Consider the following 14,400-nt stretch of genomic DNA (forward strand, 5'->3'; position numbering starts at 1 on the left):
CCGGAAACGCGCTAACTGTCAATTTATTCCCTGATGGCTAAAATTATCAGAGCTTGATACGCCGGACAATCTGATAGAACCGATTGTTGTCTCGTGACAACTCAACAAAATCCTCGGTCGGGTTAACATCCACCCAGAACAGAGCTTCACCCTCAAAACTTATCGAATCTGAAGGAATTTCAAAGGTCAAAATCCTCAACTGTTGGGGAGTTAGATTCAACTGTAGTGCACCCACCAGAGTATCGGTAAGCAGGATACCATTCAGATAAAACCTGATACGACAACCAGGTTCGCCCGAATAACTACGATTACCTATATTACGCAGCCACAACTTTACCATCAACCGCTCACCCAATCTGATTGAACCCGGGGAAATCTGAACGCTCTCTATCGCCAAATCGGGCCTGCAGCTCGCTGACCGCTCATAGATAAAAACGGGCTGCACTCCAACATTCAACCTCAACATGCCATCGGCATCCGCTTCAACCATCTTTACCGCCGGATTGTCATCATAAGCAAGGTGTATTACCTCAAGCGTATCACAGCCCACCGGCAGTGTTATCAGAACTGTGTTAACTGTATCCTTATCGGTAAATTGATTACGCCAGACAACCCAGACCCGTTTGCCGGTTAAAGGCTGCTCAAACTCATAAATCCGCACCGAATCGTCCCGGGCATCACCTGAAATCACCCTGCCATTACACCGTTTGCCTCTTAGAATGCGAAATGTTTGAGCAAGAGCATAGTAACCTGGTTTGGGTTGAAAGCGCGCATTGAGCAAACCGTAACTACCCTCAACCAAATTACCCCGCGTCAGAAATGAGTAAAAGCAGATTCGGTCATAGCCACCACCCGGCAACGACTGGCTACCACATGTCGCCACAAACGCTTTAGCCAAGCGGTTTGCCTGCTCTCTTTCCCGGTACTTACCGTTTGGTCCAAAAGAAGGGAAGCCGATTTCGGTTATCCACAGTTCACTGTAATCACCGTTTGCGTGCATCACCGTCCGCAAACTCTCGACCTGCATCTCAAAGAGATTGGCATCAAAACCCCAATCCTGATAAGGATGGAACGACACCCCACTCCACAACTTTTTCGGTACCAGGCGATAGCAGTAACTGAGCATCTCTTCGGGTGCAATTCTCGTAAAAATGGACGGTTGCGTTGCCACCAGTGAGCCAATCAGCACCTTAGCCTGACCCTGGCTTATTGAATCGATTACCGTGGCTGCGACCTCAACCAATCGCGCATAAAGTGAACACAACCCCTGCCGGTTATCAGCAATATCGTAATGAAACTGCGGCGGTTTCCAGAACCTTGCTGTATCGTTTGGTTCATTCCATACTTCATAAACATCAATCAGTTTTAGCGTATTGTAGTAATGTCGCACAACACCCTCAACATACCTTGCCCAGTAATTTGAAGGGTGCCACACATCTAAAAACAGGTTCCGGGGTGGACTGAACTCCGGAGCGTCAAACCGGGTACCTGCCCAAGTTGCACTGTAATCAAGAATCCCGATTACCTTACACCCCATTTTTCGGATCGAAAAGAAAACCGCGGGGTCTAATCGGGTAAAGTCAAAATCGGCACTGGAGTCAGGCCAGACCCAATTCCAGACGAGGTCAATTCGGTCCAGGTAAACACCCGCATTCTGTACCAGTTGGGGAACATTCCGTTTGCGGGCAGCAGTTGTGTCGTATGCCGCAATCTCCGCCCCCCAAAAACCACTGTCAATGGTCTTCATCACCCCGTACACCCTCATACACAAATCCGCTGAATCCGAAGCAAAACCGCTCAACAACCTGCCGTATTGATAAGGGTTGCGTTGGTCGTAGTAAAACCGAATTGAGTCTGGTTCGGCACCGGTGAACCTGAACTCGTAATGCTTACCCCGCGTGAAAGAATATCGCCCGCTCCATTTTTCAAAACGGACCCAATTTGAGTTTCGGTTCTGGACCGCGGTACCCCACATCACCTTCTTTTCGCCATCCCAGACCTCGAGCCGAACCCTTCTACCTGCGCTCCTGGCAACCGCAAACAACTCAACATACACCAGACTGTCAAAGTTACAGGTAATTGTCTGGGAAACATAACCGTTAGTACCACTGCCCTTTATCCAGCCTGACCAATCAGCACGCACCGGCATCACCTCATACGACTTTACCATACCAGACAATTGAGTGCAGAACCCAACCATTAACGCCAATACAGTTCCCCAGCTCCGTGTCATTTCCTGTCCCCGCTATCCGACAGCACTACCTCGCTGCTGAAAAGTGCTAAATTACGAGCGGTCTCCACACCCCAATTGTAGAAACCAGAAATTCAGGGTCAAGGTGAACTAACCCTGCTCAATGGTTGCTGGTAATTGCACATATCCAACCCCAATTTTCTAACTGGCAAACTGTTTCCTCTGGAGATGAGAAAGAAACACAGTAAAGCAATGAGAACAGACCCCCTGCTTCTAATTATGGTATTAGCCCTGATACTACCCCAGGAACCGCAGCAAGGTATGCCCCGGGCTTGCCCGGTAAAACTCCCCAACCTATCTAAAACCGGTCAGTTGTGTGACAACCTAAAAATTCCGCCGTTAATTTTAACTCCAATTTGAATCATATTTAAATAACCAGAACTGGGCTTAAACCGGGCACCGCTCGTATAACCGCTTCCGGTTTGCCTCAAGCAGTTGGGGTTCTACACCCATAAAAGTCGCGGCATCAACAACCCGGGATTTTGCCTCTTCTCTCAAAGCATTAAGCCACTCTTTACCCGCCTCAGAACGCAGAAGGTGATGGTCAATAATGAGGAGTCCAGTAGCCTGTGCGAGCCGGACACCATTGGCAAAAGCCCGCGCCCGGGTCTCTTTATCCAAAACCGAGAGATAAATCGGTGGTCCAGCAACAAAAACCACATCGGGTTTCCAGGCGATTATTGCATCAACCGACGCTTCGTCAAGCAACTGAATGTCTGAACCGTGGACAAAAACTTCAACACCATCCCTCACTCTGGTCATCATCACCCTACCCCGACCTTCAGTTCCATGCTGAACCGGCAGAGAAAAACTGATTTCACCAGCGTTTTTGGCATCGGCTTCAACCACCCTTTCCCCCAGAGTCTGCGCAAATGTGCAAAACCTCTCCTCCATCAAGCGGGTGTTGCCGGTTCGACCCTTAACCCAGAGGAAAGCCGCACTCAGTCTGGCTGCAAAATCGGCAAGGCTAATTTGATACGAGTCGGGTTCGGAGAGCGGCGCATGGTCACCATGAAAATGGCTGATAACAACATCGGTTGCCATTTTAACCTCATCGAGAATTCTATCCCTTATACCTGCCGCCTGAGCAATCTCATCCTTATGGGGCGGTAATCCATATCGTCGCGGTGCCAGTGCAACACCCGGGTCAATCAATACCCTTCTACTAACCGTTTCCACGACACAGCACATACTGCGGACACCAAGCGACTCAACGCCCAGAACTCTTATTTTCATCGCCCTTTCAGCATACCGACCTTTTCAGTTTAAGCAACCCTTTCCGATTATATTGACTTCAACCGCATCCCGCATAAATTATTCCCGATGAACCAGGAATCAGATTTCTGTTATATCCGCTCGGTTGACTATCCGGACGGTGCGATACTGCCCAAAAGGGTTGCACGGATTTCGCCTGATGACCGGGGTTTTTACTTCGCAGACGGCGTTTATGAGGTAATCCGAACCTATCAGGGCAGACTTTTCCATTTCCACGACCATCTAACACGGTTTAAGAACAGTTTGCAGGCGGTACGGATTAATCTCCCGGATATAGACCGTATTGAGCAAATTTGCTACGAACTGCTCCGCTATAACAACCTGACTAATGCCGATGCCTTTTTTTACATACAGGTAACACGCGGTGTCAGCCCCCGCAACCTTCTTTTCCCTTCGCCCGCGCCGACGCCCACCCTATACATTTCAGTAATGCCCATCACGCCACCAATTGCCGAACGAAAAGATGGCATTAAGGTTATCACTGTCCCTGACATCCGCTGGCACCGCTGTGACATCAAGGCGATTGGACTCTTGCCCAGCGTCCTTGCCCGTCAGGCTGCGGCTGAAGCCGGTGCCCAGGAGGCGCTCTTTGTTCGCGATGGCATTGTTACTGAAGGCACCCACACCAATCTGTTTGGCGTTAAACAGGGTACGGTTATCACCCATCCCCTCAACAACCATATTCTGCCCGGTGTCACCCGGATTGTTTTATTAAAACTTTGCGCCCGACTTCAACTACCGCTTCGTGAAACAACGCTTACCGAATCCGAGCTGTACCAGCAGGACGAACTGTTTGTCACCAGCACCACCTGGGAGGTGGTACCGATAGTTGAGGTTAACACGAAACCAATCGGTTCTGGTAAACCCGGTCCGATAACGCGCAAATTACAAGAAGAGTTCGGAAAATATGTCCGGGAAATCGTCGAGCAAAGCAATTCCGCTTGACCGCTTACTTACAATCGGCTACACTCATTCTGCTATGAAAACCCCAAAAGTATTACTCCTCCTCACTGTACTTCTGGTTGCTTCTGGTGCCAGCCAGATTCCCTTACCAAATGCCCCAGACTGGAGTTCCATTGACACTGACTACTCGACCGGCGGTGCCTTTGCCGATATCGACGGCAATGGCTATCTGGACTTTTGCATTTCCAATGGTAACGATATGGCAGCGAACTCCAACTCGGTCTATTTCAATCAAAATGGCATCCTGGAAACTATTGCCTCCTGGCGGTCATCAGACCGGGGCTATTTTGGCCACTGCTACACCGGTGATATTGACAACGATGGTGACCAGGACTTTGCGGTCGCTTATCTTGGCGACTATACGAGCCCGAGCGAACTCCGCGTCCGGGTTTACCGTAACACCGGCACCGGCCTTGAGTCACTTCCCTTCTGGAAGGCAAAAGACTCGGTCTCTTCGTTTGACTGCTGTCTTGGCGACTTTGACCTTGATGGTGACCTTGACCTTGCCATCAGCGCCGGTGATGCCTATCGGCGCCAGATGGACCGGGTGCGGATTTACCGCAACAATCACGGCGCATTCGACACCCTGCCCTGCTGGTACGCTAAACTGGACACCGCTTCGGATGCAATCCGCTTTGCCGATATCGACAACGACGGCGACCTTGACCTGTTCGTGGGCCACCAGCGCAAGGTGGTAATGTACCGCAACAATAATGGCTCTTTTGACACGGTTCCTCAATGGGTTGTGCGCCGGGGAATCGGCTGGGTTCTGCGTCTGGAACTCGGCGATTACGACCAGGATGGTTATCTTGACCTTGCTCTTGCCGCCAATGACCAGCTTGGCGACCCGAACTGCATCAAAGTTTTCCACAACAATCAGGGTACGCTCGATACGGTTGCCGCCCTTACGATGCAAACCCGAGGGACATCACTTTACTCCTCCTGCGTTGCCTGGGGCGATGTAAATGGCGACGGATTTCCTGAACTGGCAGCCGGTGGCTGGTGGAAACCGGTTGTGGTCTATCTCAACCGCGGTGGCATTCTTGACACACTACCAACCTGGTCCTGGCAGCCCTCTAATCCGAACAACCTTGTTTGTGAAGCGTTGCTCTGGACCGATGTGCGCAACCGCTTTCTCGTTCCCATTATTGAGCGCCAGAATGGCGATGGTATCCGAAAACTTTTTAACCTTATGAACCGACCGATTCAATTTCTCGACAGCGTGAAGATTAACGATTCAATTGTCCCGATTTCTGCATACTGTTACGACCCCCATCTCGCCTGGTGTAGTTTTGCCACACCTCCACCATCAGGAACCGAAAATGTTGTATTCTACTACCGTTACTCCACCAATCCGGACCTTGCCGTTACCAACTGGGCACAAACTCCAGGCAACCACCTTTTCTTAAACACCACACCCACGGCAATTACGCAAAATCAACAACCAGTCCGACAAAATGTTCGCACCATTTCTGTCAAACCCAATCCCGCGTCCGGACCGGTCCTGCTCACAACTTCCGGACCAACACCATCAACCATCGAAATTTATTCTCAGGACGGCAGACTAATAGAAAAACTGTTTATCAAGCAAAGTTCCAAAGTCTGGTACAATCGCAAACTGCCCAACGGTGTTTACTTCATCAAGGCTACTGGATATGCACCGGTAAAATTTTTGCGGGTCGAAAGTAAATAAGAGGTGATTATGGCTTCACCCGAACAGATTCCCGGTGAACTGCTCAACCGCATCGCCCGTTTCGGCCGGCTTTACCTCCTTGAAACGGTAACATCAACCAATGATTATGCCTTCTCGCTTGCCGGAAAAAAAGAACCTGCTATCATCGTCGCTCAAAAACAGACCAAAGGCCGGGGCCGATTTCGCCGCCGCTGGTTTGCTGACGAAAACAGCCTGACCTTCTCCCTTTTACTCTTTCCCCAAATAAACCAGTCCACCCTGTCTTTTTCGCCTGCGGCAATAACCCAGATTGCGGGCTTGGCGCTCTGTCAGACCATTGAAACTCTGCCCCTCAACGCCGATACACACTCCTTACCCAAACCAACGCTCCGCTGGCCCAATGATGTCCTCCTTGACGCGAAAAAAGTTGCCGGAATCCTCTGTGAACAACGAAACCAGGCGCTGGTATTGGGCGTTGGTGTCAATGTCAATCAGACATCAATACCCGAAAACCTGCCGGAAGCGACATCCCTTTTTCTCATATACCACCAGCCCATTGACCGGATGGTACTTCTGGAAAAATTTCTCACCAACCTCTTCACCCTTCTGGAAAAATTGCAGCACGACCGGAAAACCATCTGGGATGAAGTCCGTTCCCGCTCCGCAATCATCCATCACCGGGTTGAGATTAAAACCCTGTTGCGTCGTTATGTCGGCACGGTCATTGACATTGATGATGAAGGTCGGGTTATTCTTCGCACCGACTCTGGCAAACTGGCATTGTTCAGCGCCGGTCAGGTTCGTCAACTCCGATGATTCTCACCGTCCTTGTCGGTAACTTTAACACCCGCATCATCTTATGGGATAAAAATCGTATCAAGATGCGGAAAATCGTTCCCACAAACCAGGTGTTAGACCGGCTGAATCGGCTCATCCCTGACCGTGCGCTGAAAGGCGCCGCAATCGCTTCGGTCGTGCCCAAAGTTACCCTGAATTTATATCGCGTCCTATGTCAGCACACCAAAACCTTACTGGTCACCACCCGCACCTCCACCCCCCTGAAAATTGTTTACCGCCGGAAGTTGCTCGGTAGCGACCGGCTCTGTGCTGCGGTCGGTGGCTTTCTCCGGTATCAACAGGACCTGATTATCATTGACTTCGGCACCGCTATAACCTTCAACATCGTCCACTACCAAGAAAAAACATTGCTCGGTGGTCCAATTTTGCCCGGTACCCGGATAATGCTCACCGCCCTTGCTGACCACACCGCGCGGTTGCCGATGGTTAAAATGCAGCCGCGCGAAAATCCAATTGTTAGAACTACCAGCAGCGCCATCCAGTCAGGTGTTTTTAACCTAATCCTCGGTGGCATTAACCGTATAATTGAACAAATCCGCTGCCGGACAAATGTGCGTTATCAGATTATCGCCACCGGTGGCGAAGCACAATTTTTTAGTAAAAAATGTCAACTGATTAACAAAGTTGACCCGGAACTCACCAGTTTCGGGTTGGCTCAAATATACTACTTTAACCGGAGGACAAAATGAATCCCACTAATAGAACAGGTGTCTTTATCGATGTTCAGAATGTTCAGGAAACATTTGAAAGACAGGGTAAAGAGGTTCGTTACGATGCGGTTATCCGTCACATACTGACCACAGGAAACCGGGAACGGGAAAGTTGTAAGTTCGTCGCGTTCGTCCCATTCCGTCGTGACGATGAACGGCGCCAGCGTTTGATTGACGCCCTTTCGTTTCAGGGTTACCGGGTGGTTGCTAAACCGGTGCGCGAAAGACCGGACGGCACAATCAAAGCGAATATGGACATTGAAATCACCCTTGAGATTCTCTCAATGAGTGACTGGCTTGACGAAATTGTCCTTGTAACCGGGGATGGCGATTTTGTCGCTCTTGTCGACTGGCTCTCAAAACGGGGTAAGCGCGTTATATCAATCGGCTTGGGCAGAGGGTTCACCTCAGTTGAATTGATTCGCGCCTGTGACGAATACATTAACCTTGATGAGATTGAAGGAGCGGTGAAGGCACAATTTCCCAATAAGGAGTGGGAACAACCACCGCAGGGAAATCCACCGCCTGTATTATGAATCCGGTTTATCTCGTCCTCGACACCAGTGGTATTCGTACCGCGCTGGCACTGGTAAAAGACGATAAACCGGTTTACGAAACTGCAACCACCGCACCCTATGGCCATAATGAAAAACTGCTCGATTTAATTAAAGAAGCGCTTGACCAGACCGGGCTAACATTAAAGCACATCACCGCAATCGGTCTCACCATTGGTCCTGGTATGTTCACATCCCTCCGGGTGGGATTAAGTGTCGCAAAAGGACTTGCCTTAACCGCAAAACTGCCTGTTAAAGGGGTTAATACACTTTATGCCCTTGCCGCAACTGCGGGTGAACATTCCCGACCGGTGCTGGCGTTAATTGATGCCCGGCGCGCTCAACTCTATGCCGGTTTGTACTATGAAGGCAACGCCCTTTTAAGACCGACAGTTCTCTCCCCGGAACAACTACCAGTAATCATTTCGCAACTCCAGTTGACCACCGCTCCACTCGGGATTGCCGGTGACGGCGCTCCAATTGCTATGCCATTTCTCAACAAACTCGGTATCGCTATTGAGCGTACTGGCGTCCTGTATCCGTCCCCAATTACGGTGGCGCAAATCGCCCGAAAACTCCTTGACCGGGAAGGACCAGACGATATTAACGAACTTGAACCACTTTACCTGCGCCGTACCGATGCCGAATTAAAACGGGCTGGTACCGGTTAAAGCACCGCCTGTAACTGTGCAATCACACCCTGATACCCCCAATCGCCAATCAGGGTGTGATACTGATAACCGATGAGGACCTTCAACCTTCCCTCAATAATATCCAGTCCCAGTGAAGCAAGCGCCCGACCCTGGAATTTGCCGTTATCCCGGGAAATCATTTCCAGCCGGGCTCCCGGTACAAAAAAACCAAAATCGTTACTTCCTTCAATAAATCCCGCAAGCGTCACCCGGTTCTGAAATCGCCGGTAAACCAACTCCATTTGAGACAAAAAGCCCTTTTCCTGCAGTCGTGCCTCACCCGCAAGCCCTAACCAGCGCACCGCCTCCGGATAAACCCACCCGTAATATCCACTAACACCAAACCAGATGTTCTTCTCCGAAAAAGGCTTGCCGAGAAAACGACCACTGATATCCTTCCAGCCGTTGTTGTCCCCATTATTTGGCCCTGACCCATTGACAACGGTGCCAAACAGCCGGTAATCAAATTCTCCCGGACAGGGCGGAGCATAGGACAAAGTTAGTCCAATATCCCGGATATCACCTGGTTTTAGTACCTCTGAATACAGAAGCGAATAGTCCTCCAGTCTCAAATCCTGCTCCCGGGTTTCGCTCTCAAAATTAAGCGGGGTTTTAAACTGTCCAAGGCGCAGCGCCAGTCCGTTTTCCCACCGGAAATCGACAAAAAGGTCACGCAGATAGAGACGGCTAAAATCAAACTCCATCCGGGCACTAACACCTTTCGCCACCTGACCGTTCAATCCAAAGACCGCCAGCTGTCTTTGAAACTCAAACCCGGTTGTTACCCAGCCCCTATTGTCTATTCCCTCCCAGAACAGGGCATAGGCTTTAACAACGCCATCAACCGTCAATCGGTCCGGTACTACGGTGATTTCCGCATACAAACGGGAATTGGGCTGATACATTACAATTACTGCAACCACCCAGAAAAGAATTGCCCTGCGCCCCACTAAGTCACCTTCTTATCCCAAAACTGGCGGAGGCGGGTAGGAATCGAACCTACCGGTCCACTTATCGCAGACCATACGGATTTGAAGTCCGCCAGGCACACCAGCACCCATCCGCCTCCGCATAAACCGTTAATGCTGGACAATAACCTTCCTTACCTGCTTGCGTCCAGAGTCGTCCACCTGAAGGAAGTATACTCCGGCGGGCAAATTACGAACATCCAGTCTCAATGTTCTTGACCCACTACCACCATCACTGCTGAACACGAAGTCCCATTTCTGTACCAGCGCACCGGTCCGGTCGTACATCCGAAAATTGACATTTCCCAGCGGTGTTCCGGTTAAATGCACCGTCCCCTCGGAACGGACCGGGTTCGGAGCAACCGTTACCGCTGATATCCCGTAAAACCGCTTCGGTTCGGCAACCGCCACACTCTCTTCCCAGACCACAACTTCCGCCCAGAGGGTATCGTTAAACCTTTTTTCATCTTCGGGTAGCTCACTCCATGATGTGACTCTAAATAATCCGCTGCTCTCGGCACGGAAAACACCAAATTCAATGGTATCAACCATCCCAGGTGTAAGATTCAGCCATACACTATCACGATATTCGCCCGGGGTTACAGTTAGTTTTATCCAGCAACTGTCCCGATTTATCGCACGGTTTTTCACAACCGCGAGCGGTACAAATGAATCTTCAATCCAGAGCGACTCCGGAACGACCAGTGCGGTGAGGGCAAAGTCATGCTGTACCTCATAAAACTTGCCGATTAACAGGTCGTAACTGGTTGAGTCGTTAAAACTCATACCGCCGATATAGATAAACCCATCGCGGCTTGTGATAATCCGGTAGCCCAGGTCTTCATTATGGCTTTCCGGATTGTCCCAGAGATAAGAGTAAAGCACATTGCCGTTGTTATCGTATTTCAGCACCCCAACATCGCGAACCGTAGACCTCGTATCAACATTCCCAACAACCAGCACCTGACCTGACGAGTCAACAACGATATCCGTTCCTTCGTCTTCCAGTGTTGCGCCATCATAACGCTGGGTCCAGCGCGGCACCCCGGCTGATGTGTAAGACACCGTGGCGATGTCGTAATCGGTTATATCGTCAAGGCTTGTCCCGGTGACAAACACATTGCCCGCCTGGTCCAGGGTCAAGCCGTAAAGCAGGTCTTCGTTATTGGCTGGGTAGCGATTGTAAGCACGTGCCCAGAGCGAGTCGCCATTTCGGCTGTACTTCATTGTAAAATAGTTGTAATCCTGATTGTCGTCATAGACAATCCCGCCAATGATAATTGTCCTTGTTACCGGGTCAAATTTAATCCTCATCCCGTAATCATCGCCGACCCAGGGATAGTTATTTTTTCTTCGCAACCAGCTGCGCACACCCGTTGGTGTGTAACGGATTGTCGCAATATCGTAATCGGTGCCGTCATCGTAACTGGTACCGGTAACATAGACATTGTTAGAGTCATCAACACAGATAGCATAGGAGATGTCTTCGTCATTTTCCGGGGTTCGGTTGTAATACCGGACCCAGACGGTGTCACCGGTTGCTCCGTTGTAGCAGATGGTGCAGTAATCGATATTACCGGTACTATCCGAACAGTAACCGGTAACAATCACCCTGCCCAATTGGTCCAGACCGAGTGCCAGACCCGCATCATCCTGATTAAACGCCCGACGCCAGGTTCTCGCCCAGAGCAACTGACCGGTAGCAGAATATTTCAGCGTCACCCAATCGATATCCATTACCGTATCAATCACCCAGCCGCAAACATAAACCTGACCCAGACTGTCAACAACCAGTGCCGCTGCTGAGTCGTCCTGATGCGCTCTGCCATCATAGGTGGCGCTCCAGACCAGTTGACCCGTTGAATCGTACTTCTGGACGATGATGTCCGCGGTTTGCGATATCGTACTCATTACACCCGTTACATAAACATTACCCATCCGGTCAATCACCATATCCGAAAAAATCTCTTCGCCCCTTGCCGTACCATCAAACTGGCGTAGCCAGGCGGTATCGAGCTGAGCCGATGCGGTCCCCAATAACAGGACCGTTAACAAAAACAACACCGCAGAAAAAAACTTCATTTGTCCTCCTCGCGACTAATGTTACTCATCTTTAACAATTTACCGCCGAATCCTCCTCTTGTCAATCCATACCAACGGTTATGCAACGCTTGACCAAAAACAAATTATTGACATATTTATATCTAATAAGTTAAACGAAAGGAGCAACGCGATGCGGTTCGTTATTCCCCTACTATCTATGTTTACAATTCTCTTTGCCCAGTGGACCGCAATTGGTCCTGCCGGTGGACCAGTTTACTCCGGCGGTATCAGCCGCACCAATCCGCCTGTCATCTACTTTTCACCCTATGCCTATCCGACAAAATTGTTAAAGTCAACCGATGGTGGAACAAACTGGGAGTTCACGACTGGAAGCCTCAGCACCTACCCGCGGGAAATCGTTGTTCACCCCAACAATCCTGATATTGTCTACGCCCTAACCGGTTCCGCCATCTACAAAACCACCAACGGTGGTGTTTCCTGGACCGTTAATTCAATCCCTTCCAATCACTACTTTTTCGCCTTCACCATCAACCCGCTGAACCCAGATGAATTTTTCGCCGCCGGGTATAATTACACCGGCGGTGCCGCCCGATTGGCATTTGCCCGCAGCACCAATGCCGGCGCCAACTGGACAACAACAATCTGTGATACCACCTCATCATCTTATGGTTACTCAATTGCCGTTGACCCGGTTGACACCAGCGTAATATATGTCGGTGGCTATCGCAGTACTGGAGGCACCACAACGCTCTATCGTTCTTTCAACAAAGGAGAAACCTGGGAAGAAATCGCTCTGGGGATTACTGGCTATTATCCTTATGCCCTTCATATCAACCCGGCAAACAATAACATTATCCTCATCGCGCCTTACTCAAGCGGCATATACCGTTCCACTGACCGGGGCGCAACCTGGACCAGGGTATCAACTATTACCAGTGTCTACCGAATAGCTAACGCTTCAGGAGAACCAGCGACCGTTTATGCCACAAACAGCGGTGGTATCTATAAGAGCACCGATTCCGGTCTAACCTGGACAAGGATTGGAACTACGGTGCTCGGCACACCTTACTACTGCCTACTTACAAATCCTGTTGACCGAGGCACGGTTTATTTTGGCACCAAGGCTGGCTTGTACCGTTCTACTGACTACGGGGTCACCTGGGAGAATACCACAACCGACATCTCCTTTAACAAAGCAACGGTAATCGCTCTTGCCGCGGATGGCGCCACGATGTATACCGAATGCCTTGACAACGGCGTGTACCGTTCCAGCGACAACGGCACAACCTGGGAACGGTGTCCGGATTTTCTCGCCTGCGGCAACATCTGCGGAATGGCTGTCCATCCTTCTGACCCGCAAACTCTCTGGGCGCTTGAAGGGTCGGGTTGAGGAACCGCTGAGCTCTTTAAGAGCACAGACGGCGGGTCCGTCTGGACACAGGTTGAAAGTTATCTGGTTGATGGTGCCACCATTGCTATCTCACCCCACAATTCCGATATCATCTTTACAGCCGGTTACGGCTATATCAGCAGTGTCTATCGGATTCAGACCTCTTATAGCACAAACGGCGGTACCACCTGGAACCATGACACCCTTGGAGATTCGGTTGCCCGTGTTAATGCCCTGATTTTTGACCCTTATGAACCAAACCGCATTATTATGGGCGGCGACTCAATGTACTCCTACAAACTCCTTCTGGTAAGTACTGACCTGGGTACTACCTGGAGTCACACCGGAAACGGCTTAACCGGCACGGTTTACTGCCTCGCTGCTGCACCATCCACCCCTGGGCTGTTCTTTGCCGGCACCAGTCAGGGGCTGTTTTTCTCTACCGACCACGGTAACAACTGGACTCGCACGGGCACCTTCACCTATGTCAAAGCGATTTGCGTCCATCCGGAAAATGAAAGCATTCTCTATGCCGGCACAAACAACGGCATTTATCTCACAACAAACGGTGGCACGGTCTGGCAGCAGATTAACGAAGGGTTACTCAACCTCAATGTCGTTGCGCTCGCTTTCCACACCGGTGAAAACCCCACGGTTTTTGCCGGTACCAGCGGCGCCGGAATTTTTGCCACTTCACCACCTACCGGTCTTGTTCAACAACACCCAGCAGCATTAAATGTGCTTAAACTGACACCCAACCCTTCTCGCGGGTTTGTTAGGTTAATTGGATTAACCCGGACTGATAACGAAATTTGCTGTTTAATCTATGACCGCACCGGCCGACTCCTGCTTTCGACAACACCACAACCGGAAGTGGATAATAACAGCTGGCATATCGATTTGCACCACTTACCGTCGGGCACTTATTTCCTCGGTATTAAAGATAGTCATCAAACGGTGTTCCAGCCATTAATAATATCAAAATAGGAAGGCGAACCGCGTA

12 protein-coding genes and 1 tRNA gene are annotated in these 14,400 nt (G+C 50.3%); 8 read left to right on the top strand and 5 right to left on the bottom strand.

Annotation, left to right across the window (positions count from 1 at the left end; all coding sequences use genetic code 11):
* Positions 1–46: 46 nt before the first annotated feature.
* Both HPY86_02130 and HPY86_02135 read right to left on the bottom strand, forming a co-directional pair.
* On the bottom strand, positions 47–2,170 hold the full coding sequence (locus HPY86_02130; GenBank protein NPV13715.1) for a hypothetical protein: 2,124 nt from the start codon (positions 2,168–2,170) through the stop codon (positions 47–49).
* A gap of 468 nt (positions 2,171–2,638) precedes the next feature.
* Positions 2,639–3,487, bottom strand: a complete 849-nt coding sequence (locus tag HPY86_02135) for a hypothetical protein (protein NPV13716.1) — start codon at positions 3,485–3,487, stop codon at positions 2,639–2,641.
* An 87-nt stretch (positions 3,488–3,574) separates the two neighbouring features.
* On the opposite strand from HPY86_02135, the gene dat reads away from it, so the two are divergent.
* From dat to tsaB, 6 genes are read left to right on the top strand one after another with little or no spacing between them, the layout of a single operon-like run.
* On the top strand, positions 3,575–4,471 hold the full coding sequence (gene dat, locus HPY86_02140) for a D-amino-acid transaminase (protein ID NPV13717.1): 897 nt from the start codon (positions 3,575–3,577) through the stop codon (positions 4,469–4,471).
* Positions 4,472–4,505: 34 nt separating this feature from the next.
* The gene (locus HPY86_02145) at positions 4,506–6,182 is read left to right on the top strand and encodes a T9SS type A sorting domain-containing protein (GenBank protein NPV13718.1); all 1,677 of its coding nucleotides are present in this window, start codon (positions 4,506–4,508) and stop codon (positions 6,180–6,182) included.
* A gap of 9 nt (positions 6,183–6,191) precedes the next feature.
* Positions 6,192–6,977 carry a biotin--[acetyl-CoA-carboxylase] ligase gene (locus tag HPY86_02150; GenBank protein NPV13719.1) on the top strand — a complete coding sequence of 262 codons (786 nt, stop codon included), beginning with the start codon at positions 6,192–6,194 and terminating at the stop codon, positions 6,975–6,977.
* On the top strand, positions 6,974–7,708 hold the full coding sequence (locus HPY86_02155) for a type III pantothenate kinase (protein ID NPV13720.1): 735 nt from the start codon (positions 6,974–6,976) through the stop codon (positions 7,706–7,708). The genes HPY86_02150 and HPY86_02155 overlap by 4 nt, the downstream gene beginning before the upstream one ends.
* The gene (locus HPY86_02160) at positions 7,705–8,265 is read left to right on the top strand and encodes an NYN domain-containing protein (GenBank protein NPV13721.1); all 561 of its coding nucleotides are present in this window, start codon (positions 7,705–7,707) and stop codon (positions 8,263–8,265) included. Before HPY86_02155 ends, HPY86_02160 begins: the two co-directional genes overlap by 4 nt.
* Positions 8,223–8,954, top strand: a complete 732-nt coding sequence (tsaB, locus tag HPY86_02165) for a tRNA (adenosine(37)-N6)-threonylcarbamoyltransferase complex dimerization subunit type 1 TsaB (protein NPV13722.1) — start codon at positions 8,223–8,225, stop codon at positions 8,952–8,954. Before HPY86_02160 ends, tsaB begins: the two co-directional genes overlap by 43 nt.
* On the opposite strand, the gene HPY86_02170 is transcribed toward tsaB, so the two are convergent.
* The 3 genes from HPY86_02170 to HPY86_02180 form a co-directional block, all read right to left on the bottom strand.
* Positions 8,951–9,925 carry a hypothetical protein gene (locus HPY86_02170; protein ID NPV13723.1) on the bottom strand — a complete coding sequence of 325 codons (975 nt, stop codon included), beginning with the start codon at positions 9,923–9,925 and terminating at the stop codon, positions 8,951–8,953. The genes tsaB and HPY86_02170 overlap by 4 nt on opposite strands.
* A 24-nt stretch (positions 9,926–9,949) precedes the next feature.
* A tRNA-Sec gene (locus HPY86_02175) sits at positions 9,950–10,044 on the bottom strand.
* 10 nt (positions 10,045–10,054) lie between these two features.
* Positions 10,055–12,025, bottom strand: coding sequence for a T9SS type A sorting domain-containing protein (locus tag HPY86_02180; GenBank protein ID NPV13724.1), 1,971 nt, complete (start codon positions 12,023–12,025; stop codon positions 10,055–10,057).
* A gap of 151 nt (positions 12,026–12,176) precedes the next feature.
* Between HPY86_02180 and HPY86_02185 the strand changes: the two genes are divergently transcribed.
* Together HPY86_02185 and HPY86_02190 are read left to right on the top strand one after the other, a co-directional pair.
* Entirely contained in the window at positions 12,177–13,397 is a 1,221-nt protein-coding gene (locus HPY86_02185) for a hypothetical protein (GenBank protein ID NPV13725.1), read from the top strand.
* Between the two features lie 270 nt (positions 13,398–13,667).
* On the top strand, positions 13,668–14,384 hold the full coding sequence (locus HPY86_02190) for a T9SS type A sorting domain-containing protein (protein ID NPV13726.1): 717 nt from the start codon (positions 13,668–13,670) through the stop codon (positions 14,382–14,384).
* Positions 14,385–14,400 lie beyond the last annotated feature (16 nt).

The organism is candidate division WOR-3 bacterium, from assembly GCA_013177935.1.
Lineage (GTDB): Bacteria > Hydrothermota > Tepidihabitantia > Tepidihabitantales > Tepidihabitantaceae > Tepidihabitans.